Origin of the sequence: Pseudomonas sp. 10(2024), from assembly GCF_045164175.1 — a bacterium.
GTDB lineage: Bacteria > Pseudomonadota > Gammaproteobacteria > Pseudomonadales > Pseudomonadaceae > Aquipseudomonas > Aquipseudomonas alloputida.
This window is the reverse complement of record NZ_CP174006.1, coordinates 187,789-212,037: the sequence shown is the minus strand read 5'-3', so window position 1 is coordinate 212,037 and position 24,249 is coordinate 187,789. Positions and strand designations below refer to the sequence as shown.

The window sequence follows — 24,249 nt, the reverse complement described above, 5'->3', positions numbered from 1 at the left end:
AGTCCGTCGCAGCTTCCAAAGCCAGTCCTCCGATAACCATAGCGCCACACGGCTTATCTGGGCATAAAAAAGGTTCTTCACGGATTGCCGGGAAAGTCATTCTTGATCTTCATGAAAAAGAATTCGCTGTCCCGGTAACCGTAAGCCATCCGCTTGATCACCTTGATCCGGTTGTTGATGCCTTCCAGCTGGCCCGTATGCATCGGCCATCGCACCCTGCTCAAGATGCCGCGCCAGTATCCCTTCAGGCGTTTAGCAAACTGCTTCAGTGCCGGTATCGCGCTTTCATCAGCCAGACGCAGCCACTGCTTCCAGGCTGATCGCCAACCCCAGGCGGTGGTGGGCGACCACAGCGCTTTTAACTCTGCTTTCATCAGATAAACCGTCATCAGCGATTGGTTAGCCGACAGCAGATCCCTCAGGTGCACCTGTTGATCTTTTCGCTTGAGATTTTCCGGATTACGCAGCAGTAGCCAGCGTGCTTGCTTGATCACCCTGCGCGCGGGTTTGTCATGGCGCAGACGGTTGGCTTCGTCGACCCGTACCCGGTCAATCACCTCGCGCCCATACTTGGCGACTACATGAAACAGGTCGTAGACCACGCGTGCCTGAGGGCAGTGTTGGCGTACCTCCAGGTCAAATGCGGTGTTCATGTCCATCGCCACTGCTTCGATCCGCGCACAGCCTTCTGGCCCCAACTCCTCAAAGAAGGGCCTGACAGCCGCTCTGCTACGTCCTTCGCCAATCCACAGAACCCGGCGGGTATCGGCGTCCAGCACCACGCTGGCGTAGCGATGGCCTTTGAACAGGGCGAACTCGTCCATCACCAGGCGCCTGGGCTGGGCCTTTGGTAGCTTCTCTAGAGCGGCTTGTAGAGCTCGTCGCTCCAGCAAGCGCACACTGTCCCAATGCAAGTCAAACAGCTCAGCGACGTGCAGGGTAGGCAGCCGCTGGCAAGCCTGGATCACGGCCTCGGCCAAGCGCTGGGTCATACGCGAATAGCGATCAAGCCAGCTGACTGACTCCATCCGCTTGCCGCATGCGCGACACCCAACGCGCCGCAGTTCCACATTCAACCGTACCGCATGGCCAAGAATGGGGAGATCACGGATCGAACGCTGGCAGTATTCGTGGATGGCGGTGCTGGGCTGATGGCAGCCGCTGCAGGTGGGGAACCTAGTGGGCTGCGGAATCAGGTCGATCAGCAGATCGTCGCCGTCAGGCCTGATGGCAATGACAGAAAAGCCCTCCCAAAAGGGCAGAAACGTATTAATATCGTGCACAAGAACGCCGGTTTGTTGATGTGTTTGCTCGCACGAACATCATCCATCAAACCGGCGTTCTTGTTTCTGTCTTTCCCGGGATTCCGTGAAGAAATCGAGTAGGAGGCGGCTTCACAGCCGCCGTCCTCTCACACCACCGTGCGTACGGTTCCGTACACGGCGGTTCAGGTTATACGGCTAAGCCGGTTTATCGTATCCAGTATCGAGACCAGTCCGAACCTATCCCATAGCCTCTTCGGTAGCGCCTGATTCACATGAGATGCTCCCGAGTTCCACCACGGGCCTCGGCCATTAAAGGCCGATTTACAGGCACGTTCTTCGCTCAGGCCCAGGCGCATCAGGTTGCGCGCCCTCGTTGAGGGCCGTTTCCATTGACGCCAGATGACGCAGCGAAGTTTATGCCTGACCCAACCATCCAATTTCTCAAGTGGGCGTTTGCTCTGGCTGAGCTTGAAGTAGCCAGCCCAGCCTCGCAGGACAGGGTTGATTCGCTCAATGACAGTCGCCACTTTGCGGGCCCTTACACTCCGCAGCAATATTCTGAGCCGGTCGCGTAAACGCCCCAGGCTCATCGTTGCCACACGCAGCCTTGGTTGCTGGTGCCTGCTCATCCCGTAACCCAAGTAGTCACACTTCCAAGCCCCTGCTACTTGGCTCTTCTTCCGGTTCACCGTCAGTTTCAAACGATGGCACAGGAAGCGCTCGATACTGGCCAACACCCGCTCGCCCGCCCGAGGACTGCGCACATAAATGTTCGCATCATCGGCGTAGCGCACGAAGCGATGACCCCGCCGTTCCAATTCGCGGTCGAGCTCATCCAGAAGGATATTCGACAGCAACGGCGAGAGTGGGCCGCCTTGCGGTGTCCCCTCTTGCCGTTGGCTGACGATACCGCCCGACATGGCCCCAGCTTCAAGGTAGCGGCGGATGAGCCTAAGCACTCGCTTGTCTTCGACGCGACGCTGCAAGCAGGCCATCAGGATGTCGTGGTTGACCCGATCAAAGAACTTTTCCAGATCAAGCTCCACGCACCAGCGATGCCCCGCCGCCACATGGGAGCGGGCCATTTCAACGGCTTGGTGAGCGCTTTTGCCCGGACGAAAACCGTAGCTGTAGTCCGAAAACAGCGGATCGAAGAGTAGCGTGAGTTGTTGCTGTAATGCTTGCTGGATCAGGCGATCCACGACGGTGGGGATTCCCAGTTGCCGTGTGCCGCCCTGCGGCTTGGGAATTTCAACCGCTCGCACTGCTTGGGGATGGTATTCACCGGCCAGCAACCTGGCCTTGAGGGTTGGCCAATACTGTTTCACGTAGCCCGCCAAGTCAGCGACCGTCATGCCATCGGCACCCGGAGCCCCCTTGTTGCTAACCACGCGTTGATACGCACGCCTGAGGTTGGCCGGTGCAAGCACCCGCTCCATCAGCGTGTCCGGCTCCGCGTTCGTCCACGTCGCTGACGCCGCCGGCACCTTTGCACTGTCAGGCATCACCCTCGGCTTCTGGCCGGGATTCGGAGTGACAGATTCCGTTGTAGGAAATTTCTGCATTACGGCTACCAACGAGACAGTGACGCCTACTAGCGGCATAACCTGTTCGGCCCTTGGTGGCGCGGTTATCCGCCACTTACTACGGCTTCGGCTGACTTCTGCACGTTCATCCCGTCGCCTCTCGACGCTCGGTAGCACATCGGCAAACGTGCAGATCTCCCAGGGTAATTCGCGCGACCTTCCTGCTTATGCCTGTCGGATTTACGTCACAGCGCCCCGTGCAAGTATTGGGCTTTGACGATTTGGGCCGCCTCACCCCGCTGTGCCGCCTCTATCCGCTTCCTGTTCGTCAGGCCAGCAGTTTGCCTCGGGCTTCCTTCAGATTCGCGGTCACCCACGACACCCTTGCCTCCGGCTAACACTTCCCCTTGCCGGGTGTGTAGAGGACTTTCACCTCCAAGTCACCCGCTTTGGCCACCACAACCAAGCGGGTTGCGCTACGCGCAACGCGCCATGCCTGGCGCACCCATAAAAAAACCCGCCTAGGCGGGTTTTTTCTGAAGCGCGTCACATCAGGCGATTTCAGCGAAGCACTCTTCGATGATGGCCAGGCCTTTGTCCAGCAGCGCGTCTTCGGCGGTCAGCGGAACCAGGATACGCAGGACGTTGCCGTAGGTGCCGCAAGACAGCAGGATCAGACCCTTTTCACGAGCCTTGGCGACAACCTGGCCAACAGCAGCAGCGTTCGGGGTGTGAGTGCCCTTCTCGAAGACTTCGACGGCAATCATCGAGCCCAGACCACGGACGTCGCCGATGATCGGGTACTTCTTCTGGATTTCGCGCAGGCCGGCGGTCAGGCGCTCACCCACAGCCTTGCTGCGGTCCAGCAGTTTTTCTTCTTCGAACACTTCGATCACGGCCAGGGCCGCGGCGCAAGCGATCGGCGAACCGGCGTAGGTACCGCCCAGGCCGCCAGGCGCGATGGCGTCCATGTATTCGGCCTTGCCGCACACACCGGCCAGCGGGAAGCCGCCAGCGATGGATTTGGCGAAGGTGGTCAGGTCAGGCGCAACGCCCATCTGTTCCATGGCGAAGAAGGTGCCGGTACGGCCAGCGCCAGTTTGTACTTCGTCGGCGATCAGCAGGATGCCGTGCTGGTCACACAGGGCGCGCAGGCGCTTCATCAGCTCTTTCGGCGCTGGCAGGAAGCCGCCTTCGCCTTGTACTGGCTCGAGGATGATTGCGGCGATGTCGCGCGGCTCGGCGTCGTTCTTGAAGATGCGCTCGACCGAGGCGATGGCGTCGTCAACGCTGATACCGTGCAGTTCGCTCGGGAACAGGGCGCGGAAGATGCCGCCTGGCATCAGGCCCATGCCAGCGGAGTACGGCACGACCTTGCCGGTCAGGCCCAGGGTCATCATGGTACGGCCGTGATAACCGCCGGTGAAGGCGATGACGCCAGCGCGGCCAGTGGCAGCACGGGCGATCTTGACGGCGTTTTCAACGGCTTCGGAGCCGGTGGTGACCAGCAGGGTCTTCTTGTCGAAGTCGCCTGGGACCAGCTTGTTGATCTTTTCGCACAGCTCTACGTAGGGCTCGTAAGCCAGCACCTGGAAGCAGGTGTGGCTGACCTTGGTCAGCTGCTCTTGCACGGCTGCAACCACTTTCGGGTGCAGGTGGCCGGTGTTCAGTACTGCGATGCCGCCGGCGAAGTCGATCAGTTCGCGGCCTTCAACGTCGATCACGGTCGAGTTCTTCGCGGTGTCGACGAAGATCGGGTGGATCTGGCCGACGCCACGTGGGACGGCAGCTACACGACGTTGCATCAAGGATTCGTTGGTTTTGCTCATAATGCCCTCATTGCGCCGACAGGAATGGCGCTTTTATTCGGGGGCGGCCGGGAGTGCTCGCGAACAGTATTCGTTGATCGACTGTTGTGAACGCCCTGGCCACCAGGTACTGCAATGTAAAAAAGGCCAGCGAGACGTCGCTCTCGCGCCCCGCTGGCAGAGGTAAAGCCTTTACCGTGCTATCAGACGCTGATGCACAGGTATTTGATTTCGAGGTAGTCCTCGATACCGTACTTGGAACCTTCGCGGCCCAGGCCCGAAGCCTTGATACCACCGAACGGCGCCACTTCGTTGGAGATCAGGCCGGTGTTGATACCCACCATGCCGTATTCCAGGGCTTCGGCGACACGGAACACACGGCTCATGTCGCGGGCGTAGAAGTACGAGGCCAGGCCGAACTCGGTGTCGTTGGACATGGCGATGACTTCGGCTTCGTCTTTGAAGCGGAACAGCGGCGCCAGTGGGCCGAACGTCTCTTCCTTGGCGACAGCAGCGGTCTTCGGTACGTCAACCAGGATGGTCGGCTCGAAGAAGTTGCCTTCGATCAGCTTGCCACCGGACAGCACTTTGGCGCCTTTGCTGACGGCGTCCTCGATGTGTTCCTGGACCTTGGCGACAGCCTTGCCATCGATCAGCGGGCCAGTGGTGGTGCCTTCTTCCAGGCCGTTACCGATCTTCAGCTTGGCAACTGCAGCGGCCAGCTTCTCGGCGAACGCGTCGTAGACGCCGTCCTGCACGTAGATACGGTTGGCGCAGACACAGGTCTGGCCGTTGTTACGGTACTTGGAGATGATCGCGCCCTCGACCGCCTTGTCCAGGTCGGCGTCGTCGAACACGATGAACGGGGCGTTGCCACCCAGCTCCAGGGAAACCTTCTTGATGTCCTTGGCGCATTCTTCCATCAGCTGGCGACCGATTTCGGTCGAGCCGGTGAAGGACAGCTTGCGTACCAGGGAGTTGCCGGTCAGTTCGCCACCAACTTCGCCGGCGCTGCCGGTAACCACACTCAGCACGCCAGCCGGGATGCCGGCACGGTGCGCCAGCTCGACCAGCGCCAGAGCGGAGTATGGGGTTTGCGAAGCCGGCTTGAGGACCATGGTGCAGCCAGCGGCCAGGGCCGGGCCGGCTTTACGGGTGATCATGGCGGCCGGGAAGTTCCACGGGGTGATGGCCGCGGTAACGCCGATTGGCTGCTTGATGACAATCAGGCGCTTGTCTGGCTGGTGGCCCGGGATGGTGTCACCGTAGATGCGCTTGGCTTCTTCGGCGAACCACTCGATGAACGAGGCCGCGTAGGCGATTTCGCCCTTGGCTTCGGCCAGCGGCTTGCCCTGTTCGGTGGTCATCAGGCGAGCCAGGTCGTCCTGGTTCTCGATCATCAGTTCGAACCAGCGACGCAGCTTGGCCGAGCGCTCTTTCGCAGTCAGGGCACGCCAGGCCGGCAGGGCCTTGTCGGCAGCTTCGATGGCGCGGCGGGTTTCCGCGGTGCCCATCTTCGGCACGGTACCGATGACTTCGCCGGTGGCCGGGTTGGTCACCTTGATGGTCTGGCCGTTGTCCGCATCCAGCCACTCACCATTGATATAGGCTTGCTGGCGGAACAACTGAGCGTCTTTGAGCTGCATGTCGGCTTCCCGAATTGTTGATTGTTGAAAAGCGCCCAAGGCAGGGCATCGAGCGTTTGAAATCTCAAACGAATGCTAAGCGGCTGCTGGGGTGTTGGACAATAGGCTGTTCGAAAAAAAGAACGAATGGTTGAACAGCCCATCTGAAATCACCCGCAGAATGGCCGCTAAAGGGTAGACGATGCTGCGGCCAGACTCGGGGCGAAGCCAAAATTCGTTTCACTGCTTGTCACGGCCAATGTTCAACACACCCTGATGGTTGGCTGAAACGATGATGCTGTCGTCATCAGCGTCGTAATCGATGGCATTGGCCTACGCCCGGTTAAGGCCGGTCCCCCCGACCCACCGTTGTTCATTTCCGATCTGTATTGTCGTGTATCCGCCCCACAGGGATCTGCACAGCCAACACGGTAAAAACAGCTACAGATCAAGGCGATGGACGTCAACGACACAGATGGGTATCATGCGTGCGCGTTGCACTCGTAGCTCAGCTGGATAGAGTACTGCCCTCCGAAGGCAGGGGTCGTGGGTTCGAATCCCGCCGAGTGCGCCATATCAAGAAAGCCCTGGGCCTGAGCCCGGGGCTTTTTCGTTTGTGCGACATGTCACCTTTCTGGTACTCCCGTACCACGGGTCATTGGTGTTAGCGTGGGCGTCTTCCCGTTTCCCGAACGGGTAACCCTGAACAATGATTGGCAAAGGAATGCGCACAACCATGCAGTTGAAAAAACTCACCGCCACCACCCTGCTGCTGGCCGGCATCGGCCTGTTTACCCTGCCTGCTCAAGCCAACCTCACCCAGCAGCAGTCCGCAGCCATCATCAAAGCCTTCGACGGCAGCGACCCAAGCGACTTCAGGCAATTCCTCGGCAAGCTCAAAGGCAGCGACCAGGGCAAGGCCGACAACCTCGAGGCAACCGTCGACGCCTACCTGGCCGACAAGCCATTGGCCGCCGGGCAACAAGACGAGATCAACCGCCTGCTCGGCCTGTATACCCGCATCAAGTATGGCAAAGCCGCAACCGAAACCCTGCGTGAACTGGTAGCCATCCCCACCTTCAATGTCGAGGGTACGCCGCAGTACGAAAACCCTGAATTCCTCAAGATCGCCGACAAGATCAAGGCCTTGGCCGACCGCTTCGGCCTGGCCTTCCGCAACATCGACAACCGGGTGTACGAGATCTCGCTGGGCAGCGGGAAGGAAGTGATCGGCATCCATGCCCACGCTGACGTCGTGCCGGTCAACCCGGACAACTGGAAGCTGGCCGACGGTACGCGCCTGGACCCGTTCAAGGTCACCCTGGTAGGTGACCGCATGTACGGCCGCGGCACCGAGGACGACAAGAACGGCATCGTGGTGGCGATGTACGCGCTGAAAGTGGCCAAAGACGAAAACCTGCCGCTCGCCCGGCAGTTCAAGCTGCTGATCGACACCACCGAAGAAACCAGCGGTGATGCCATCCCCTACTACTTTGAGCGCAACCCTACGCCCGATTACAACCTGGCCCTCGACGGCGGCTACCCGGTAGTGATTGCCGAGAAAGGCTACGGCACGGTCATGGCCAGCTTCACCAAGCGCCCGGCCAGCGGCAAGGGTGCCGAGATCGTCAACCTGACCGGTGGCCTGGCCACCAACCAGATCCCGACAACTTCGGTTGCGACCCTGATTTCTGACAACCCAGCACAGCTGGTCAAGCACCTGCAGCAAGCCGGCGCCAGATATGTGAAGCAGCATGGAAGCGACTTCAGCATCGACGCCAAGGCCGACGGCAAGCAAGTCTTGCTCACCGTGACCGGTGTTTCCGCACACTCTTCGGAGCCGGAATCCGGCATCAACCCGGTGGCGCGTATGCTCGACTTCATCAATGGCCTCGGCCAGCAGGTGTCGCTCAAGCACAACCACTTTACCGACGCGGCCCGCTACGCCGCCGAAAACTGGGGCCTGGACTACCTGGGCAACAAGCTCGGCGTGGCCTTCAAGGACCCGTTCATGGGCCCGCTGACCACCTCGCTGACTTTTGTCGGGGTGGATGACAAAGGCGTGAAACTGGCGGTGAATCTGCGCATTCCCAAGGGGAAACCGATCGCCACGATCAAGGACGAACTGGCCGACAAACTGGGCAAATGGACCCGGCAAAGCAACACCTCGGTGGCCTTCGACTTCAGCCTGGACGAGCCGATGTACCGCAACCCTGAAGGCGAATGGGTCAAGGCCCTGCTCGCTGTGGCCACCGAGAACCTGGGTATGAAGCATGAGTTCGGTACCTCGGCCGGCGCGACTTCGGTGCACGATCTTCCCAACGGTGTGCAATTTGGCCTGGCCATGCCGGACGTGAAGTACACCGGGCACAACGACAACGAGTTCAAGACCGTGGAGCAGTTCATGCTGGACTTGCAGGTGGTGAGCGAAATGGTGGCGCGGATCGGGCAGATGCCGAAGCTTTGATGCGCAGTACCGGCCTCTTCGCGGCTTTAGCCGCGAAAGGGCTGCTACAAGCGAACGGCAATGACGTTTTTCAATCGCCTCCATGCCGTTTCCTGCATTGCCGTGCAGAGCGCCGTACCGGATGCTTTAGTTACTCCGAGACAGTGCTTTTTTCACCCGCAGAGGCCCGTATGAAGACCGTCGAACAAATCCTCAAGACCAAGTCCCAGCACCAGACCGTGTACACCATCGGCCCGGATGACTCGGTGCTCGACGCCCTGAAGCTGCTGGCGGAGAAAAACATCGGTGCGCTGCCCGTGGTCGAAGGTGGCCAGGTGGTGGGTATCGTCAGTGAACGGGACTATGCGCGAAAACTCGTCCTCAAGGGCCGCTCTTCTGCCGCCACGCCGGTACGCGAAATCATGAGCGCACCGGTGGTCACGGTGGAGCCCAAGCAAAAGCTCGATTTCTGCATGAACCTGATGACCGACCGGCACCTGCGTCACCTGCCGGTGGTCGACAACGGCAGATTGCTCGGCCTGCTGTCGATCGGCGACCTGGTCAAGGAAACCATTGACGAACAGGCGAGCCTGATCAAGCAAATGGAGCAGTACATCCGCGGCGAATGAAGCGCCTCAATGGTAGGCGCGCTCCAGCTCGTCCAGCTGATGGTCGAAGCTACGCAAGCGCGCCGACCAGGTGTACACCAGCACTTCCAGGTCACGGTTGAGCACTGCCGTATTGCCGTGGCCGCTGTGCGTGGGCTCGCCGAGGTCCAGCTGGTAGCGTTCGCGGGCCATCGCCTGGGCCACGCTGGACAGGTCGCGAGCGTTGGCCAGCCAGTGGTGATGGCGGTCATGGATTTCGCGGTCGAGCACCCGGCACTGGCGCTTCAGCGCATCCAGGCTCTGCTCCAGCGGAGTGCCCCTGAGCTCGCCCATGACCTCTTCGAAGGTACGCCCCGAATGCCAGTAGCTGCCCCAGAAATAACGGTCGAAAACCGTCTCGACGCGGCGTAGCGCAACCTTGGTGTTCCAGATGGTCAGCAACGTTCGCCCCTGCACCACTTCGCGCTTGTTCAGGCGCAGCTGCTGCCAGGCGATCCATGTCAGCGCCACCAGTGCAACCGCTACAGTGACTGCGGCAGCGGCGTACAGGAAATGCACGGCCTGGTTCATCTGTTGCGTCTGTCTGATGCCATAGAAGTAACTGGCCGTCAGGGTGCCCAGGATCGTCACGGAACACCAGAAACCTGGTGCGTAGGGATCTTTCATCGCGCTATCCCCTTATTGTTTTCCTGAGCATAGCAACGGCCGATCACTCGTCAGGTGCCGCTCGGCGCTTTATTTTCGGGGGCGGCGCAACGCTTCGTTGAGTTGATCGAAAGGCACGGCCCAATCGGAATCTTCAATGATGCTGTCCTGGAGAAATGCCCGCTGAGAGTCGTTCCAGAACGGCGCATCCACCAGCTTGATTTCGTTCTTCAGCGGGGAATGGCTGGTGATGAACTGATCGATACTCGTGGGATCGTCGGGTAAGCCCAGCTGCTTGAACAGTTCGGCAAAGGGATGGATCGGCGCTTCCATGGTTCCTCCTGAGCGCCAGGCAAGCCGTCCACGACGCCCGCCTGGCATTGGTTTGAAAACATCAGCACAGCTCGCGCACTTCGGCGTGCGGCACCAGTTTCATGTACTGCTCCATGCTCATGTGAATCAGGTGATCGTGGTCACCCGCCTCCAGGTAGACATCGCCTTGGCGGGTAAGACTCGGGTCGAGCAGCATTTTTATCTGGTAAGCATCGCCAAGGGCCGGCACGGCACCGCGTTCGCAGTCATTGAACAGGCTCGGCAGACCACTTTCACGGGTCAGATGCCAGGCCCCGGACATACGCACCTTGGTCATGTCCAGGTGCCGGTTGGCCGGTAGCACGGCCATGATGTAGTTGCCATGACGGTCATCGAGCATCACCGACTTGGCGACCCGCTCGGCGGGCACGCCGGCCGTTCGGGCCGACTCCAGGCTGGTGGCCGAATGTGGGTGGGGAATGATGTCGTAGTCGCAGTTGGCCTTGTCCAGGCTGGCCTGCAGGGTCTTTGCCATACGCATGATGCACCTCCGGTTTCGCCCCCCAGTTTTCAATTTTAGGCCGGGTACGGGTGGTCGGGGCTAAACTTGTGAAATACACGCAAATGAGGTGACGACAGGTGATCGCCCGCTGCTGGCGCTGGCTGTTGCTGCTGTTGTTGCTTGGCATCACGCCAGGTGGCCAGGCAGCGCCCGGCGCGGTGTGGGTGCTGAACATCGACGACGCCATCGGCCCGGCCAGCGCCGACTACCTGGTGCGCAGCCTCAGCCAGGCCCAGGCGCAAGGCGCGCAACTGGTGGTTATCCGCATGGATACCCCGGGCGGGCTGGACAGCGCCATGCGCCAGATGATCAAGGCAATTCTCGCCAGCCCTGTACCGGTCGCCAGCTACGTTGCCCCCAGCGGCGCCCGCGCCGCCAGCGCCGGCACCTATATTCTCTACGCCAGCCATGTCGCGGCGATGGCGCCCGGAACCAATCTGGGAGCTGCCACGCCGGTGCGGATCGGCGGTGCGCCTGGCACGCCCAGTGACGACAAAGCCAAAAGCGGCGACGATGAAACCCTCGCACGCAAACAGGTCAACGATGCTGCCGCCTACATCCGTGGCCTGGCGCAGATGCGCGGCCGCAACGCCGACTGGGCGGAGAAAGCCGTGCGCGAGGCGGTCAGCCTGTCCGCCAGCGAGGCCTTGCGCCTGAACGTGATCGATCAGGTGGCCGATGACCTGCCTGACCTGCTGCGCAAGCTCGACGGCAAAACGCTTCAGGCGGCCGGCCAACCACGGCAGTTGCAGACCGCAGGCGCCAGCGTGGTCGAGCATCTGCCGGACTGGCGCACACGGTTTCTGGCGGTCATCACCAACCCCAGCGTAGCGCTGATCCTGATCATGATCGGCGTTTACGGCCTGTTGTTCGAATTCATGAACCCAGGTTCTGCGGTGGGCGGTGTGGTCGGTGGTATCTGCCTGCTGCTGGCGCTGTATGCGCTGCAGCTGTTGCCGGTGAGTTTTGCCGGGGTGGCGCTGATCCTGCTTGGCATCACCTTCATGATCGCCGAAGCCTTCTTGCCCAGTTTCGGCGTGGTCGGCTTCGGCGGCATCGTTGCCTTTGTGGTCGGCGCATTGATCCTGATCGACACCGACGCCCCCGGTTTCGGCATCCCCCTGGCCTTGATCGGCACCTTGGCGCTGCTCTCGGCACTCCTGATCGGTGGCGTGCTGGGCATGGCTCTCAAGGCCCGGCAACGGGCGCTGGTCAGTGGCGACGCCGGCCTGGTCGGCAGCCTGGTCACCGTCACCCAGGTGATGGCAAGCGACCCCTTCTGTGGTGTCGTGCTGGCTCAGGGCGAGCCATGGCAAGCGCGGTGCGCAACGCCGCTGCAAACTGGCCAGAACGTACGGGTGACCGCGCGCCATGGCGTGATGCTGGAAGTGAGCGCCGCCGCCCCTGCGACGCAAGGAGAATGACCATGTTCATGCAACTCGGTTTCGGCGCTGTGTTGATCGTGCTAGCCATGCTGGTGCTGTCGGCGTTTCGCATCCTGCGCGAATACGAGCGAGGCGTGGTGTTCCAGCTGGGGCGCTTCTGGCAGGTCAAAGGGCCGGGGCTGATCCTGTTGATCCCGGTAATCCAGCAAATGGTACGGGTCGACCTGCGTACAGTGGTACTGGATGTACCGCCGCAGGATGTGATCACCCGCGACAACGTTTCGGTCAAGGTCAACGCAGTGTTGTACTTTCGCGTGCTCGACCCGCAGAAAGCGATCATTCAGGTCGAGGATTTTCTGGTGGCGACCAGCCAGCTGGCCCAGACGACCCTGCGTGCGGTGCTGGGCAAGCACGAACTGGATGAGCTGTTGGCAGAACGCGAGCAACTGAACCTGGACATCCGCCAGGTACTGGATGCGCAGACGGATGCCTGGGGCATCAAGGTGGCCAACGTCGAGATCAAGCACGTTGACCTGAACGAGTCGATGGTACGCGCCATCGCCCGCCAGGCCGAGGCCGAGCGCGAACGTCGGGCCAAGGTGATTCATGCCGAGGGTGAGCTGCAGGCGTCGGAGAAACTGATGCAAGCCGCGCAAATGCTGAGCAAGGAACCGGGGGCGATGCAGTTGCGCTATATGCAGACGCTGGGGACGATTGCCGGGGACAAGAGCTCGACCATCGTCTTCCCGCTGCCGATAGATCTGCTGAAGGGTTTGGTGGACAAGGAGAAAGAGTGATGGGCCAATCGCGGGTTTGCCCGCGAATGGCCTGTATGCGGTCTGTCAGACCGGCGCGCGGCGCAAGGTCGCCAGGAAGGTGGCTGCACCAATGAACAACCCGGCAAAGGTGCGGTTCAAACGCTTCTGCTGTTTGGGCGTGCGCAGCATGCGCAACACATGCGAAGCCAACCCGGTGTATCCCGCCATCACCAGCAGGTCGACCGTGACCATGGTCACGGTGATCGCCACATATTGCGGCAGCAGCGGCGCATGGGGATTGAGGAACTGCGGCAGCACCGCCAGCATGAACACCAGCGCCTTGGGGTTGCTGATGTTGACCAGGAAGCCACGGAACACCAGGCTCAGCGGCTTGCCGATCGGGCGCACGCCTGATTCATCGCTCATGTCCATCGGCAGGGCACGCCACTGCTTGTAGGCCAGGTACACAAGGTAGCCGACGCCAAACCACTTGATGACCTGGAACGCCGTGGCCGAGGCAGCCAGGACGGCACCGACGCCGGCGGCGATGATGGCGATCTGCATGATCAGGCCCAGCTGCAGGCCCAGGGCGTTCCAGTAACCACGCCAGAAGCCGTATTGCAGGCCGCTGGACATCGAGGCAATCGCCCCGGCACCGGGTGAAAGGCTGATCACCCAGCAGGCGGCAAAAAAGCCTAACCATACTTCCATCGACATCACACACCTCGCTCGAACATTTGTTGCAAAACGTTAAGCTAAGGTTTTGGCGAAAAAATAACCAGTGATTTCTGATGGATTTGTGTGGCCTGACCTGGCCTCTTCGCGGGCACGCCCGCTCCCACGCCTACAGTGCATTTTCAGACGCTGTGGAATACCTGTGGGAGCGGGCGTGCCCGCGAAGGGGCCATAACAGGCTCAGTCCGCTTCCGCAGCGGTTTCTTTGTGCAGGGCCTGTACCTCGGCCCCGCGCCAGCGCCGCACGGACTTCTGGAAGAACTGACTATTGGGCACCTGCACCAGCGCCCCGCCCGCTTCGGGCACTTCCAGCAGGGTGGTGAACAGCAGGTTGATAGCGATCACCCGGCCTTTCACGCCTGGCTTGTCGAGGGTGTCGACCAGCTCGACCACATCGCCGATGCGAAACGGCCCGACCGTGAAGATCAACACCGCGCACAACAGGTTGGACAGCACGCTCCACATGGCGAAGAAGGCCACCGCCGCTACCGCTACGAAGCCGGAAAGTGCTGTCCACAACACGGTTGCCGAAACACCCATGCGCTCCAGCACGAACAGCAGCGCGCTGCCCATGATCAGCCAGCGCAGGCCACCGCGCACGGGCACCAGCAGCTCCGGCGGTAACGGGTAACGCTGGCCCAGGCGGCTCAGCCCGCGGGCGACGATACGTTGCAGGATGAACGCCGCTGCCAGGATCAAGAGGATCTGCAAACCCAGCCAGAAGGTGTCCATCCATTGCCCTGGCAGCAGCGAACGCAGTTCCTCCATCAGGACAACGCCTCGAGTTCGGCCTGCATGCTTTCAAGGGTTTCCAGCGCTTCCATCCAGGCCTCTTCCAGCTCGCCTTCGCGTTGCTTGAGCTTGGTCTGGCGCGCCAGCAGGTCGCGCAACTCGTCCTTGCGCGCCGCATCGTAAAGGCCACCATCACCCAGCGCGGTCTCGATCTCGGCCAATTGCGCGTGCACCTGGTTGAGCTCGGTTTCCAGCTTGTCGGCAGCCTTCTTGTGCGGTGCCAACTGCTGACGCAAGGCTGCGGCAGCCTGGCGCTGGGCTTTCTTGTCGGTCTTGTCCGGGTTGGCCGGTGCAGTACTGGCCGGCGCACTGCGCTGGCGGTACTCGACCAGCCAGCGGCTGTAGTCCTCCAGATCACCGTCGAAGGTGTCGACCTTGCCGTCGGCCACCAGCAGGAAGTCGTCCGTGGTGCTCTTGAGCAAATGACGGTCGTGGGACACCACCACCACTGCACCGGCAAACTCCTGCAAGGCCATGGTCAGCGCCAGACGCATTTCCAGATCGAGGTGGTTGGTCGGTTCGTCGAGCAGCAGCAGGTTTGGCCGCTCCCAGGCAATCAGCGCGAGTGCCAGGCGGGCCTTTTCGCCACCGGAGAAGTTAACCACCGGCTCGTCGCAGCGGGCACCATGGAAGTCGAAGCCGCCAAGGAAGTCGCGCAGCGTCTGCTCACGCTCGGTAGGGGCGATGCGCTGCAGGTGCAGCAGCGGGCTGGCCTTGTCGTCCAGCGAGTCCAGCTGGTGCTGGGCAAAGTAGCCTACCGCCAGGTTCTCGCCACGAACCAGGCGGCCCGACAACGGCTCCAGCTCACCTGCAAGGTTCTTGATCAGGGTCGACTTGCCGGCGCCGTTGGGCCCGAGCAGACCAATACGAGCACCCGGGGTCAGCTGCAGCTTGACCTTGTCGAGGATGGCCTTGTCGCCATAACCCAGGCGACCTTCGGAAAGGCTCAGCAACGGGCTGGAAATTTTCTGCGATTCACGGAAGACAAAGTCGAACGGCGAATCGACATGCGCCGCCGACAGCTCTTCCATGCGCTCCAGGGCCTTGATCCGGCTTTGCGCCTGGCGGGCCTTGGTGGCTTGCGCCTTGAAGCGGGCAATGTACTTCTCCATGTGCGCGCGCTGCGCCTGCTGCTTCTCGTAGGCCTGCTGCTGCTGCGCCAGGCGCTCGGCACGGGTGCGCTCAAAGGCGGTGTAGCCGCCTTTGTACAAGTTGAGCTTGCGCTGCTCGACGTGCAGCACATGGTCGACCACGGCATCGAGGAAGTCACGGTCGTGGGAGATCAGCAACAATGTGCCGGGGTAGCCCTTGAGCCAGTCTTCCAGCCACAGGATCGCGTCGAGGTCGAGGTGGTTGGTGGGCTCGTCGAGCAGCAACAGGTCGGACGGGCACATCAGTGCCTGGGCCAGGTTCAGGCGCATCCGCCAGCCACCAGAGAAATCGCCGACACGGCGGTCCATCTGTTCGTTGGTGAAGCCCAGCCCAGCCAGCAACTTGCGCGCACGGGCGTCGGCGGTATAGCCGTCGGCACTTTCCAGCTCACTGTGCAGGCGCGCCAGGGCGGTGCCGTCGTGGGCCTGCTCGGCCGCGGCCAGTTCGGCCTGGACCTTGCGCAGGCGCACGTCGCCATCAAGCACATAGTCCACAGCCAGGCGGTCGAGGGTGTCGACCTCTTGGCGCATGTGGGCGATGCGCCAGTCGCCGGGCAGTTGGCAGTCACCGGCATCGGGCGACAGCTCACCGCGCAGCAAGGCGAACAGGCTGGATTTTCCGGCACCGTTGGCGCCGATCAGGCCGGCCTTGTGACCGGCGTGCAGGGTCATCTCGGCGCCTTCTAGCAAGCGCTGCGGACCACGCTGTAAAGTGAGGTTGGATAGTCTGATCATGATGGTCGCGGAGTCTACCAGCTTCCTCGGCCCATAGCGCGAGTGGAACCATGCACACCGACCTGTGGAATTACGCCCTGGCCCTGTATGCCAGGCCCGGCGTGGAAGCCGCCTGCCTTGAATTGCAGGCACTGGGTGGCGATGTCTGCCTGCTGCTGTGCGCGACTTGGCTGCAAGCACGTGGTGTGGCCGTACTGGGCGAACGTGCGCAAGCACTGCAAGAACTTGCCGAGCCTTGGCAGCGTGACGTGGTCGCCCCGCTGCGCAGCCTGCGCCAGCAATGGCGAACCCCAGCATCGGGTGATGCACAACTGGCCGCATTGCGTGAACAGGTGAAGGGGTTGGAGTTACAGGCAGAAAAAGCCTTGCTGGAGCGCTTGCAGGAACGTTCGCAACAGTGGCCCGTGGGCTCCCATGAGCCCGCGGACGACTGGCTGGCCCGGCTGGCACCGGACCAGGCTCTGCATCACGACGCGCTAGTTCAGTTGCGCGTCGCAGCGGCTGCGCTTCAGGACGCCGAAGGTGCCTGAGACGGCGTGCTCACAGGTGCCGACGGTGCTGCAGCAGCCGGGCTCACCGAGTTGGTTGCGGCGGCCGGTGTAGCGGGTTTGGCTTCAGCAGGTTTGGCGGCGGGTTTGGCGGCCGTGCGTGCTGGTGCCTTGGCGGCAGCTGGTTTTGCGGCCGGCTTGGCAGCAGGGACTTTGGCAGCTGGCTTGGCCGCAGGTTTGGCAGCCGCAGTCGCCTTGGCAGCCGGTTTGGCCGCAGCGGTCGCCCTGGCAGCCGGTTTGGCCGCAGGCTTGGCGGCAGCGGTCGCCTTGGCAGCTGGTTTGGCCGCAGGCTTGGCGGCTGCGGTCGCCTTGGCAGCTGGTTTGGCCGCAGGTTTGGCGGCAGCGGTCGTCTTGGCAGCTGGTTTGGCCGCAGGCTTGGCGGCAGCGGTCGTCTTGGCAGCTGGTTTGGCCGCAGGCTTGGCGGCAGCGGTCGTCTTGGCAGCCGGTTTGGCCGCAGGCTTGGCGGCAGCGGTCGCCCTGGCAGCTGGTTTGGCCGCAGGCTTGGCAGCAGCGGTTGCCTTGGCAGCCGGTTTGGCCGCACGTTGATCAAGGGCCTTGCCTGCAGCTTCGCGTACTTTGCCTACACCCTGAGCCAGCTTGAGGCTGTCCTGAGCATCGCGTTTGAGTTGCTGAATGTAAGAGCGCGTCTGGGTTTGACGTTCCTTGAGAGACTCGAGCAGTTCTTCAAGTTCACCGATGGCTTTTTGCGCCTTGCTTTGCGCCTTGGCTTTACCTGCCTTGGCCGCGTCTTGTAGTTTCAGGCGACCGTTGTGCAGTTTTTCCTGCGCCTTGCCACGCTGCTTTTCCAACTTCGCCAGCAGTTTTTCCGCATCAGCCAGCGCTTGCGAGCAGGCCTCTTCCAAGTGTTCGAGCAAGCTGCCCGAAAGTTGCTGGAGCAGGTGTAACGGCGTACTTACTGGCTTCTTTTTGGCCGACATGGTTTACCTCCTGGCTGACGAGATTGCGGCTCATACTATGCTTCTGCTGCTACCGCCGCTAGGGCATGTTGACCGTAATGTTTACGCCGCGTTGCATGCCTGGGCAAAGTTGTTATCTTGCAGCTGCGTGAAAGTGTAGTTGCTGAATTAATCATTGCTGGTATTTGGGAGTCAGGCGTTGCCTCGATATCTTGTTTTGGGTTTATGCCTGATGGCGCCCCTCGCCTTGGCCGACAACGACGACCACGATTTGGCCTACAGCCTGGGTGCCAGCCTGGGTGAACGCCTGCGCCAGGAGATGCCGGGCTTGCAGCTGGATGCACTGGTCGAAGGCCTGAAGCAGTCCTATCAGGGGCAACCCCTGAAACTCGACAAGGCACGCATGCAGGCAGTGCTGCAGCAGCATGAAGCCCAGGAAGGTGACGCCGCTGCGCAAAAGCTGCAGGCCGCCGAAACGCGTTTCATGGCTAATGAACGTGGGCGTTATGGGGTGCACGAACTAACGGAAGGTGTGCTGTACAGCGAATTGCAGGCAGGCACGGGTGCACAGCCAAAAGCGGGCGGCAAAGTGCAAGTGCGCTATGTGGGCAGATTGCCGGACGGCTCAATATTCGACCAGAACCAGACCCCCCAATGGTTCAACCTGGATTCGGTTATCGAAGGCTGGCAGGTCGCCTTGCCGAAAATGCACACCGGCGCTAAATGGCGCCTGGTAATTCCTTCAGCGCAAGCCTATGGCGCCGAGGGGGCGGGAGACCTGATTGCACCCTACACCCCCTTGGTATTCGAGATTGAACTGCTGGCGGTTGGCGACTGACGCCAACCTCAGGCCTGCACTGCACCCTCTTCCTTGTGTGCGTTGTGCAGCACTTCGATCAGGCAGTCTTCAAGCTCGAAGCGCTCATGCAACAACCCGCCCAATTTGGCCAGCTTCTCGGCAAAGCGTTCGGTGTCCTTGCACTCCCCCTTGGTGCAATGGTCATTGAAGGCCAGTGCGATCTGAGTACTGTCGTTGATCCGTGGGTTGATCTCTTCGGCCAGTTTCAGCGCCTTCTCGTCTCCGAACGCCTTGGCCTCGCTGACCAGTTGCTCGCAGACTTCGAAGTGCCACGCCGAAACGTAGTCGACCAGAAGGGCGCAAAAGTCCCCGTTGGTGTCCTTGTCGGCGAAGGCTGGCCTCACATCGCGCAGGGCGCGAAAAGCCTGCACCAGTTCCTGGCGCTCCTCCAGCCAACGGTCGATCAGCTTGTGAACCCCACCCCAGCGTTCCTGGGCGTTCTGACAACTATCGAGCATGGCGATCTCTTCCCTTCTGGGTAGATGCCGCTGCACCTCGCACCACGACCGCGCAGCACAAAGGTGACATCAGCAGGACGGCATCGAGCAGTTGTTTTTCCGGTATGCGTGCTGGGAGATTATTCCCGCGCGTGCTGCCCTTCAAGGTACGCAGCACACAAAGTTCATACAAGTGTTTAATACCCTGTTACATCACCATTGGTCGCGCTAATGGCACAACCTTGCGCCAGGTCATGTTCTTGCCAAGGTGCGGAAACGATACGCCAGCAGGCAACTCAAGGGCAGCACCGCCAGCAGCAGGAAGGCCAACAGGCTCCATTCCGGTAGTGTCAGATCGAGAAAACTCCAGGCAAGCGAACGGCAATCCGGGCCACCCAGCAGCAGTTGCCGTGCCGCCTCACTCCAGGATTGCTCGAACACTCGCCCGATCGGCACCGGGCATACCTCATTGACCCCCTCAGCCCCCTGCAACCAGACATGCCGTGCTGCCAGCAATGCGCCGGCCAGCGAGCAGCCCAGGGCCAGCCGAGCATAACGAAGGATGCCCCGAGTGCCCGGCGCCTGCAGCACGGCTGCGAAACACAGGAGCGCGTACCCGCCAAGCAGCAACCGTTGGCTGAGGCACAATGGGCACGGCATCAGCCCCACTGTGTTTTCCAGACGGAAGGACGCAACCAGTACTGCCAGTGCGACCAGGCAGGCAGGAAGAAAAAAGGTGCGCAAACGGGCCGGCAGCATGGGCGGTGAAGGTCCCGGGGAAAAAGTAGTGGCTTGAAACGGTAGAGGAAAGACACGCTTTGTTTCAAGGCACGACAGCAACGACAAGTCACTGAATCGCGTAGGAAATTTCCAGATATGCCGTAGGAGGCGACGGAAGAAATGGACTTCAGATCAAACTGACAGCGAAAGATAAATTACCTGCCCCCAATGCCCGCACCTTTGCGCGGGCCTTGGGGTAGGTCAGGCGCGCACGCCTTCTGGCAAAGGCAGCGCCAGCAGGCGCTCGTCCAGCAGGCCGAGGCCCTCCTGGAACAGCTGGTTGCTGCGCTCGGTCTCGCCCAGCCCCGCGAGCAGGCGGGCCAGCTCAGCACAGGCCTCGGGGTTGCGCTCCATGCGCAGGCTGCTTTCCAGGTAGTCACGCGCCTTGCCCCACAAGCGGTTTTGCAAGCTCAGACGGCCCAGGGTCAGCAGCAGGCTGGCGTCTTGCGGGTGAGCCTTGAGCCAACCTTCAGCGGTTTGCAGCTGACGCGCCGGGTCATCACCACGCACCAGGCCGTAAAGGCGGGCCAGGTGGCTTTCGTAGTCGCGCTTGAGGGCCGTGCGCAGTACTTGTTCGGCCTCGTTCTGGGCACCTACCTGGCGCAGTTGCTCGGCGTACGCCAGCACCAGTTGTGGTTCCTGGCGCTGGGCTGCGGTCAGCTGCTGCCAGGCGCGCTCCAAGGATTGACGTGCACTGAGCGCATCTTCGCCACGGGTGGTCGCCAGGCTCAGGTTCTGACCCCATGCACGTTGCTCCAGAGCAGCCAGCTCGGCGGGCGGCAGCACCTTGCCCTTGCGCAGGTCGGGCAGCAGGCGGATCAGTGCAGACCAGTCGCCGCGCTCCACGTACAGGCGTTGCAGCAAGCGCAGCACCTGGCCGTTGTGCGGGTGGCGCTCCTGCATGGCCAGCAGGGTTTCCAGGGCCCCATCGTTTTCGCCACGGTCCATTTGCAACTGGGCATGGGTCAGGGCAATGGCCAGCTCCGCTTGCGGCTGGCGCTCCAGGGCACGCTCCAGCAGGTTGTCGCTGTCTTCGGTACGGCCTTGCTCGTTGGCGGCACGCGCGGCACCAAGGTAGTACAGCAACGGTTGGCGCTCCGCCTCGGCGGCACGGTGCAAGTGCCGTTGGGCACTGGCCCAGCGGCCTTCGGCAAGGTCGAGCTGGCCCTGTTCGATGGCCAGGCGGATACGTCGGCTGCGGTTACGCCGTGACCACGGGTTGACCACACCACTGGAAGTCAGCACCAGGCCGACCAGATAGCGCAGCAACCACAGCAGCAGGACGACCGCCAAAATACCCGCCAAGGCTGCCCACAGCCCCGACTGATAACGGAAGCCACCATAGGAAATCAGTACATAGCCGCTGTGCTTGGCAACCGCGATGCCCAGTGCCGCAGCAACCACGATCGCAAGCACGGCCAACAGGTAGACACGCTTCATGGCTTGCCCCCTTCAGCCTCGGCCGGCAGGTGACGGCGCTGAATATAGGCCTGCACTGCCGCCAGGCTTTCACTAAGGTCAGGGGTAACCACCGACACCGGCTGATCGGCCAAGGCATTGAGGCTGTCGAGCATGGCCTTGCTTTGCGGATTGTCTGCGTTGAAGTTGGCCAGCAGTACGCTGCGGGCGTCGTCCAGCGCCTGCGTGTAAACCTTGGCATCACCATTGAGCGCCGCCCACTGGGCCTGCTCGATAGTCAGGCTCAGGGCCAGACGCAGCTGGTTCAGTTGCTGCCCGGCCAGCAACGGACGCACGTTTTCATCGGCATTGAAGTCGATCTGGAAGTACTTGGATATTTCTGCCCACCACTGCGACAGCCTGCTGGCACCATCACCGTCGGCGGTCAGGGCGCCAAGCGCATCGGCGTTACTGTCGAACTCGGGGGACTGGGCGCTCAGCTGCTGTACCAGCTCACGCTGTGCAGCCAGTTTCAAGAACAGGCCAGTACGGTCCGGTTGCTGAGTGCTGTTGAGCGTGGCCAGGCTGCGGGCCAGTTGCTCGCGGGCGGCGAAGGCACCCGGGTCGCTCTGCTCGCGCAGGATCTCGTCGGCGCCTTCGACCAGGGCTTTGGCACTGGTGATGTCCTGCAACGCCGAAAGGCGCAGGGTAGCCAGCCGCAGGAGGTGCTCGGCTTCAGCCAGGCGCCACTCTTTGCGGCTTTCTCCCAGCACGGTTTCCAGGCGCTGGCTGAGACGCTGCTGGTCGCCCTGCAGTTGGGCTACCAAGCGCCGGCGGTCTTCCAGCTCGCTGGCGGCTGGCAGACTGGCCAGTTGCGCACTGATCTGCTGTTCACGTTGCTGCAGCGCCTCGGCGCGCTGGTTCAGCGCCTCGATGTGCTGGCCCTGGTTGAACTCACTGCCCTGCAGTTGACGCACCTGCCAGACACCCCAGCCACCTACCGCCACCCCGGCCGCACCAAGCAGCAAGGCCAGCGCTGCCAGGCCACTGCCGGAGCGCTTGGCAGGTGGGGTGGTAACGGGTTCCGCAGGCGCCTGCGCCGACGGTTTATCGTTATTGGACAAGACAGTCTCGCTCACGTATCCATCCTTTGCATGGGGGCGCACCGCATTCAGCTTAGCGCCTTAAGAGGCAGGTGCAGCGCTACGCTGCACGGCTGCCAGCAAGGCCGTGGCACTGGCGCCACGGCAATCCACAACCTGTTGGGCCCCAGCGGCCTTGGCCTGCTCGGCGACCCGCGGGCTGGGCACGAACAGCGGCAACTGGGCCAACCGCTGCCAATCGGCACCGGCCATCTGCTGCAAATGTTCAAAACCCTGCCCACTGCTGACCACCAGGCCATTGAGGCGTTCCGCTTCAATGCGGCGCATCAGCGTACCCGCCGGGTAGGCCGGCAGGCAGCGACGATACAGTTCCAGATATTCGACACTAGCACCTTGCTCTGCAAGACGCTCTGCCAGCAGTTCGCGACCTCCGACGCCGCGAACAATCAAGACACGCGGTGCCGGCTCGGTAAGTGCCTGGCGCAAGGCCGGCAGTGCCAGCAACGCTTCGCTGTCATCGCCACGCGGCGGAAAGCAAACCTTCAGCCCAGCACCCTGCAGCACCCCGGCGGTTGCCTCACCCACGGTGAACCAGCCTCGCTGCGGAGGCCGGTTGCTGGTCTCGGCCAGATGCTCAAGCAACAGCCGGGCGGCCGGCTTGCTGACCACAATGATCGCCTGGAAGTCATGCAAGCCTTCCAGCGACAGCCGCTGTGGGGCTTCCACGGTAATGGGTTCAATCTCCAGCAGTGGCAGGCAACTGCTGCCCACTCCCGCTGCCGCCAGGCTTTGCGCCAGCGCCGCGCAGTCCTCGGCAGGCCGGGTCAGCAACAGGCGCCATTGGCTCACGGGTGACCGGCCTCGCCGTAGACTTCCTTGAGAATGGCCTCGGCGCCCTGCCCCAGCAGGTCTTCGGCCACCTGCACGCCCAAGGCCTCGGCAGCAGCACGGGGTGCACGGGCATCGGCCACCAGCAAGGTCCCGCCGCTAGGCTGGCCGACCAGGCCACGCAGCCACAGCTGGTCACCTTCAAGAACCGCGTAGCAGGCGATCGGCACTTGGCAGCCACCATTCAGGCGTTTGTTCAGCGCGCGCTCGGCGATCACCCGGTCAGCGGTGTCGACATGGTGCAGTGGCGCCAGCAGTGCATGGATCTCATCGTCGGCACTGCGGCACTCGATGCCCACCGCGCCCTGACCACCTGCCGGCAGGCTGTCATCGACGCTGATGGTGGAGGTGATGCGGTCTTCGAAGCCCAGACGGATCAGGCCCGCGGCGGCGAGGATGATGGCGTCGTACTCGCCGGCATCCAGCTTCGCCAGGCGGGTGTTGACGTTGCCGCGCAGAAAACGGATTTGCAGGTCCGGGCGGCGCGCCAGTAACTGGGCCTGACGGCGCAGGCTTGAGGTGCCGACGATGCTGCCGGCAGGCAGCGCTTCGAGGCTGTCAAAGGTATTGGAAACGAAGGCATCACGCGGGTCTTCACGCTCGCAGATGCAGTAAAGGCCCAGGCCCTCGGGGAAGTCCATGGGCACGTCCTTCATCGAATGCACGGCGATGTCGGCTTCGTTGTCCAGCAGCGCGGTTTCCAGTTCCTTGACGAACAGCCCCTTACCGCCGATTTTTGCCAGCGGCGCGTCGAGCAACTTGTCACCGCGACTGACCATGGGTACCAGGGTCACCTGCAGGCCGGTGTGGGCCTGCTCGAGGCGGGCCTTGACGTATTCGGCCTGCCACAGGGCCAAAGCACTTTTACGGGTGGCAATGCGGATTTCGCGAGTGGACATGAAACGCCCCGATCCAGAGAAATACCGTCGATCATAACAGCATCGCCGGTATCGCTTGCAGATACGG

Annotated in this window: 24 protein-coding genes, 1 tRNA gene and 1 pseudogene; 8 read left to right on the top strand and 18 right to left on the bottom strand. The window is 61.9% G+C overall.

Translation table 11 applies throughout. The annotated features are described in order from the left end of the window. Nucleotides 1-77 precede the first annotated feature (77 nt). Nucleotides 78-1,235 carry an ISL3 family transposase gene (locus ACI7M0_RS00880; RefSeq protein ID WP_405314605.1) on the bottom strand — a complete coding sequence of 386 codons (1,158 nt, stop codon included), beginning with the start codon at nucleotides 1,233-1,235 and terminating at the stop codon, nucleotides 78-80. Here ACI7M0_RS00880 and ACI7M0_RS00875 point away from each other — a divergent pair. Beyond that, nucleotides 1,131-1,385: a hypothetical protein gene (locus ACI7M0_RS00875; protein WP_405314545.1), complete on the top strand. Its 255-nt coding sequence runs from the start codon at nucleotides 1,131-1,133 to the stop codon at nucleotides 1,383-1,385. The two genes, ACI7M0_RS00880 and ACI7M0_RS00875, sit on opposite strands and share 105 nt — an antisense overlap. A gap of 62 nt (nucleotides 1,386-1,447) precedes the next feature. Here the strand turns inward: ACI7M0_RS00875 and ltrA are convergent, their stop codons facing one another. From ltrA to ACI7M0_RS00855, 4 genes and pseudogenes are all read right to left on the bottom strand, one after another. Further along, nucleotides 1,448-2,869, bottom strand: a complete 1,422-nt coding sequence (gene ltrA / locus ACI7M0_RS00870) for a group II intron reverse transcriptase/maturase (RefSeq protein WP_029886716.1) — start codon at nucleotides 2,867-2,869, stop codon at nucleotides 1,448-1,450. Nucleotides 2,870-3,342: 473 nt separating this feature from the next. Then, nucleotides 3,343-4,620 (bottom strand): 4-aminobutyrate--2-oxoglutarate transaminase, encoded by a 1,278-nt coding sequence (gabT, locus tag ACI7M0_RS00865; protein ID WP_003255866.1) that lies wholly within the window; start codon nucleotides 4,618-4,620, stop codon nucleotides 3,343-3,345. Between the two features lie 182 nt (nucleotides 4,621-4,802). Then, on the bottom strand, nucleotides 4,803-6,245 hold the full coding sequence (gene gabD, locus ACI7M0_RS00860) for an NADP-dependent succinate-semialdehyde dehydrogenase (RefSeq protein WP_010951596.1): 1,443 nt from the start codon (nucleotides 6,243-6,245) through the stop codon (nucleotides 4,803-4,805). Between the two features lie 184 nt (nucleotides 6,246-6,429). Continuing rightward, nucleotides 6,430-6,554 (bottom strand): annotated as a pseudogene (locus ACI7M0_RS00855) (aryl-sulfate sulfotransferase); the annotation flags it as partial. Between the two features lie 167 nt (nucleotides 6,555-6,721). Here ACI7M0_RS00855 and ACI7M0_RS00850 point away from each other — a divergent pair. The 3 genes from ACI7M0_RS00850 (at nucleotide 6,722) to ACI7M0_RS00840 (ending at nucleotide 9,299) form a co-directional block, all read left to right on the top strand. Further along, a tRNA-Arg gene (locus tag ACI7M0_RS00850) sits at nucleotides 6,722-6,798 on the top strand. Between the two features lie 162 nt (nucleotides 6,799-6,960). Beyond that, a complete protein-coding gene (locus tag ACI7M0_RS00845) occupies nucleotides 6,961-8,691 on the top strand; it encodes a dipeptidase (RefSeq protein WP_129933004.1) in 1,731 nt (576 codons plus the stop codon). Nucleotides 8,692-8,861: 170 nt separating this feature from the next. Next, on the top strand, nucleotides 8,862-9,299 hold the full coding sequence (locus tag ACI7M0_RS00840; RefSeq protein WP_010951586.1) for a CBS domain-containing protein: 438 nt from the start codon (nucleotides 8,862-8,864) through the stop codon (nucleotides 9,297-9,299). A 6-nt stretch (nucleotides 9,300-9,305) separates the two neighbouring features. Here ACI7M0_RS00840 and ACI7M0_RS00835 read toward each other — a convergent pair whose 3' ends face one another. From ACI7M0_RS00835 to ACI7M0_RS00825, 3 genes are all read right to left on the bottom strand, one after another. Further along, nucleotides 9,306-9,944: a hypothetical protein gene (locus ACI7M0_RS00835; RefSeq protein WP_003255871.1), complete on the bottom strand. Its 639-nt coding sequence runs from the start codon at nucleotides 9,942-9,944 to the stop codon at nucleotides 9,306-9,308. Between the two features lie 69 nt (nucleotides 9,945-10,013). Further along, complete coding sequence (locus ACI7M0_RS00830; protein WP_129933005.1) at nucleotides 10,014-10,256, bottom strand: DUF2789 domain-containing protein; 243 nt, start codon at nucleotides 10,254-10,256, stop codon at nucleotides 10,014-10,016. A gap of 61 nt (nucleotides 10,257-10,317) precedes the next feature. Beyond that, nucleotides 10,318-10,776: an aminoacyl-tRNA deacylase gene (locus ACI7M0_RS00825; RefSeq protein WP_104960580.1), complete on the bottom strand. Its 459-nt coding sequence runs from the start codon at nucleotides 10,774-10,776 to the stop codon at nucleotides 10,318-10,320. 98 nt (nucleotides 10,777-10,874) lie between these two features. On the opposite strand from ACI7M0_RS00825, the gene ACI7M0_RS00820 reads away from it, so the two are divergent. Further along, nucleotides 10,875-12,221 (top strand): nodulation protein NfeD, encoded by a 1,347-nt coding sequence (locus ACI7M0_RS00820; RefSeq protein WP_129933006.1) that lies wholly within the window; start codon nucleotides 10,875-10,877, stop codon nucleotides 12,219-12,221. Between the two features lie 2 nt (nucleotides 12,222-12,223). After that, the gene (locus tag ACI7M0_RS00815) at nucleotides 12,224-12,979 is read left to right on the top strand and encodes a slipin family protein (RefSeq protein ID WP_129933007.1); all 756 of its coding nucleotides are present in this window, start codon (nucleotides 12,224-12,226) and stop codon (nucleotides 12,977-12,979) included. 45 nt (nucleotides 12,980-13,024) lie between these two features. Here ACI7M0_RS00815 and ACI7M0_RS00810 read toward each other — a convergent pair whose 3' ends face one another. The 3 genes from ACI7M0_RS00810 to ACI7M0_RS00800 form a co-directional block, all read right to left on the bottom strand. Further along, nucleotides 13,025-13,657: a LysE family transporter gene (locus tag ACI7M0_RS00810; RefSeq protein ID WP_010951582.1), complete on the bottom strand. Its 633-nt coding sequence runs from the start codon at nucleotides 13,655-13,657 to the stop codon at nucleotides 13,025-13,027. 198 nt (nucleotides 13,658-13,855) lie between these two features. Next, complete coding sequence (locus ACI7M0_RS00805) at nucleotides 13,856-14,443, bottom strand: mechanosensitive ion channel family protein (RefSeq protein ID WP_010951581.1); 588 nt, start codon at nucleotides 14,441-14,443, stop codon at nucleotides 13,856-13,858. After that, a complete protein-coding gene (locus ACI7M0_RS00800) occupies nucleotides 14,443-16,353 on the bottom strand; it encodes an ATP-binding cassette domain-containing protein (RefSeq protein ID WP_010951580.1) in 1,911 nt (636 codons plus the stop codon). Before ACI7M0_RS00800 ends, ACI7M0_RS00805 begins: the two co-directional genes overlap by 1 nt. 50 nt (nucleotides 16,354-16,403) lie before the next feature. Here ACI7M0_RS00800 and ACI7M0_RS00795 point away from each other — a divergent pair, with 50 nt between their 5' ends. Then, nucleotides 16,404-16,883: a TIGR02444 family protein gene (locus ACI7M0_RS00795; RefSeq protein ID WP_064491755.1), complete on the top strand. Its 480-nt coding sequence runs from the start codon at nucleotides 16,404-16,406 to the stop codon at nucleotides 16,881-16,883. Here the strand turns inward: ACI7M0_RS00795 and ACI7M0_RS00790 are convergent. Continuing rightward, nucleotides 16,862-17,839, bottom strand: coding sequence for an AlgP family protein (locus ACI7M0_RS00790; protein ID WP_405314544.1), 978 nt, complete (start codon nucleotides 17,837-17,839; stop codon nucleotides 16,862-16,864). The genes ACI7M0_RS00795 and ACI7M0_RS00790 overlap by 22 nt on opposite strands. Before the next feature lie 178 nt (nucleotides 17,840-18,017). On the opposite strand from ACI7M0_RS00790, the gene ACI7M0_RS00785 reads away from it, so the two are divergent. Next, the gene (locus ACI7M0_RS00785; protein WP_049588040.1) at nucleotides 18,018-18,656 is read left to right on the top strand and encodes an FKBP-type peptidyl-prolyl cis-trans isomerase; all 639 of its coding nucleotides are present in this window, start codon (nucleotides 18,018-18,020) and stop codon (nucleotides 18,654-18,656) included. Between the two features lie 8 nt (nucleotides 18,657-18,664). Here ACI7M0_RS00785 and rsd read toward each other — a convergent pair whose 3' ends face one another. The 6 genes from rsd to hemC all read right to left on the bottom strand — a co-directional run bounded on the left by rsd (nucleotide 18,665) and on the right by hemC (nucleotide 24,182). After that, nucleotides 18,665-19,135, bottom strand: a complete 471-nt coding sequence (gene rsd, locus ACI7M0_RS00780) for a sigma D regulator (protein WP_104960576.1) — start codon at nucleotides 19,133-19,135, stop codon at nucleotides 18,665-18,667. A 231-nt stretch (nucleotides 19,136-19,366) separates the two neighbouring features. Then, nucleotides 19,367-19,873 carry a disulfide bond formation protein B gene (locus ACI7M0_RS00775; RefSeq protein WP_010951575.1) on the bottom strand — a complete coding sequence of 169 codons (507 nt, stop codon included), beginning with the start codon at nucleotides 19,871-19,873 and terminating at the stop codon, nucleotides 19,367-19,369. 222 nt (nucleotides 19,874-20,095) lie between these two features. Next, complete coding sequence (locus ACI7M0_RS00770; protein ID WP_010951574.1) at nucleotides 20,096-21,334, bottom strand: heme biosynthesis protein HemY; 1,239 nt, start codon at nucleotides 21,332-21,334, stop codon at nucleotides 20,096-20,098. Beyond that, nucleotides 21,331-22,431 (bottom strand): uroporphyrinogen-III C-methyltransferase, encoded by a 1,101-nt coding sequence (locus tag ACI7M0_RS00765; RefSeq protein WP_104960575.1) that lies wholly within the window; start codon nucleotides 22,429-22,431, stop codon nucleotides 21,331-21,333. Before ACI7M0_RS00765 ends, ACI7M0_RS00770 begins: the two co-directional genes overlap by 4 nt. 45 nt (nucleotides 22,432-22,476) lie before the next feature. Next, nucleotides 22,477-23,244, bottom strand: coding sequence for a uroporphyrinogen-III synthase (locus ACI7M0_RS00760; RefSeq protein WP_104960574.1), 768 nt, complete (start codon nucleotides 23,242-23,244; stop codon nucleotides 22,477-22,479). Then, complete coding sequence (hemC, locus tag ACI7M0_RS00755) at nucleotides 23,241-24,182, bottom strand: hydroxymethylbilane synthase (protein WP_104960573.1); 942 nt, start codon at nucleotides 24,180-24,182, stop codon at nucleotides 23,241-23,243. Before hemC ends, ACI7M0_RS00760 begins: the two co-directional genes overlap by 4 nt. Nucleotides 24,183-24,249: the final 67 nt, after the last annotated feature.

Excerpts from the sequence above, each read along its gene's own strand:
- ltrA (WP_029886716.1), bottom strand. The coding sequence starts at position 2,869 with ATGCCGCTAGTAGGCGTCACTGTCTCGTTGGTAGCCGTAATGCAGAAA.
- gabT (WP_003255866.1), bottom strand. The coding sequence starts at position 4,620 with ATGAGCAAAACCAACGAATCCTTGATGCAACGTCGTGTAGCTGCCGTC.
- gabD (WP_010951596.1), bottom strand. The coding sequence starts at position 6,245 with ATGCAGCTCAAAGACGCTCAGTTGTTCCGCCAGCAAGCCTATATCAAT.
- ACI7M0_RS00845 (WP_129933004.1), top strand. The coding sequence starts at position 6,961 with ATGCAGTTGAAAAAACTCACCGCCACCACCCTGCTGCTGGCCGGCATC.
- ACI7M0_RS00840 (WP_010951586.1), top strand. The coding sequence starts at position 8,862 with ATGAAGACCGTCGAACAAATCCTCAAGACCAAGTCCCAGCACCAGACC.
- ACI7M0_RS00835 (WP_003255871.1), bottom strand. The coding sequence starts at position 9,944 with ATGAAAGATCCCTACGCACCAGGTTTCTGGTGTTCCGTGACGATCCTG.
- ACI7M0_RS00830 (WP_129933005.1), bottom strand. The coding sequence starts at position 10,256 with ATGGAAGCGCCGATCCATCCCTTTGCCGAACTGTTCAAGCAGCTGGGC.
- ACI7M0_RS00825 (WP_104960580.1), bottom strand. The coding sequence starts at position 10,776 with ATGCGTATGGCAAAGACCCTGCAGGCCAGCCTGGACAAGGCCAACTGC.
- ACI7M0_RS00815 (WP_129933007.1), top strand. The coding sequence starts at position 12,224 with ATGTTCATGCAACTCGGTTTCGGCGCTGTGTTGATCGTGCTAGCCATG.
- ACI7M0_RS00810 (WP_010951582.1), bottom strand. The coding sequence starts at position 13,657 with ATGTCGATGGAAGTATGGTTAGGCTTTTTTGCCGCCTGCTGGGTGATC.
- ACI7M0_RS00805 (WP_010951581.1), bottom strand. The coding sequence starts at position 14,443 with ATGGAGGAACTGCGTTCGCTGCTGCCAGGGCAATGGATGGACACCTTC.
- ACI7M0_RS00800 (WP_010951580.1), bottom strand. The coding sequence starts at position 16,353 with ATGATCAGACTATCCAACCTCACTTTACAGCGTGGTCCGCAGCGCTTG.
- ACI7M0_RS00795 (WP_064491755.1), top strand. The coding sequence starts at position 16,404 with ATGCACACCGACCTGTGGAATTACGCCCTGGCCCTGTATGCCAGGCCC.
- ACI7M0_RS00790 (WP_405314544.1), bottom strand. The coding sequence starts at position 17,839 with ATGTCGGCCAAAAAGAAGCCAGTAAGTACGCCGTTACACCTGCTCCAG.
- rsd (WP_104960576.1), bottom strand. The coding sequence starts at position 19,135 with ATGCTCGATAGTTGTCAGAACGCCCAGGAACGCTGGGGTGGGGTTCAC.
- ACI7M0_RS00775 (WP_010951575.1), bottom strand. The coding sequence starts at position 19,873 with ATGCTGCCGGCCCGTTTGCGCACCTTTTTTCTTCCTGCCTGCCTGGTC.
- ACI7M0_RS00770 (WP_010951574.1), bottom strand. The coding sequence starts at position 21,334 with ATGAAGCGTGTCTACCTGTTGGCCGTGCTTGCGATCGTGGTTGCTGCG.
- hemC (WP_104960573.1), bottom strand. The coding sequence starts at position 24,182 with ATGTCCACTCGCGAAATCCGCATTGCCACCCGTAAAAGTGCTTTGGCC.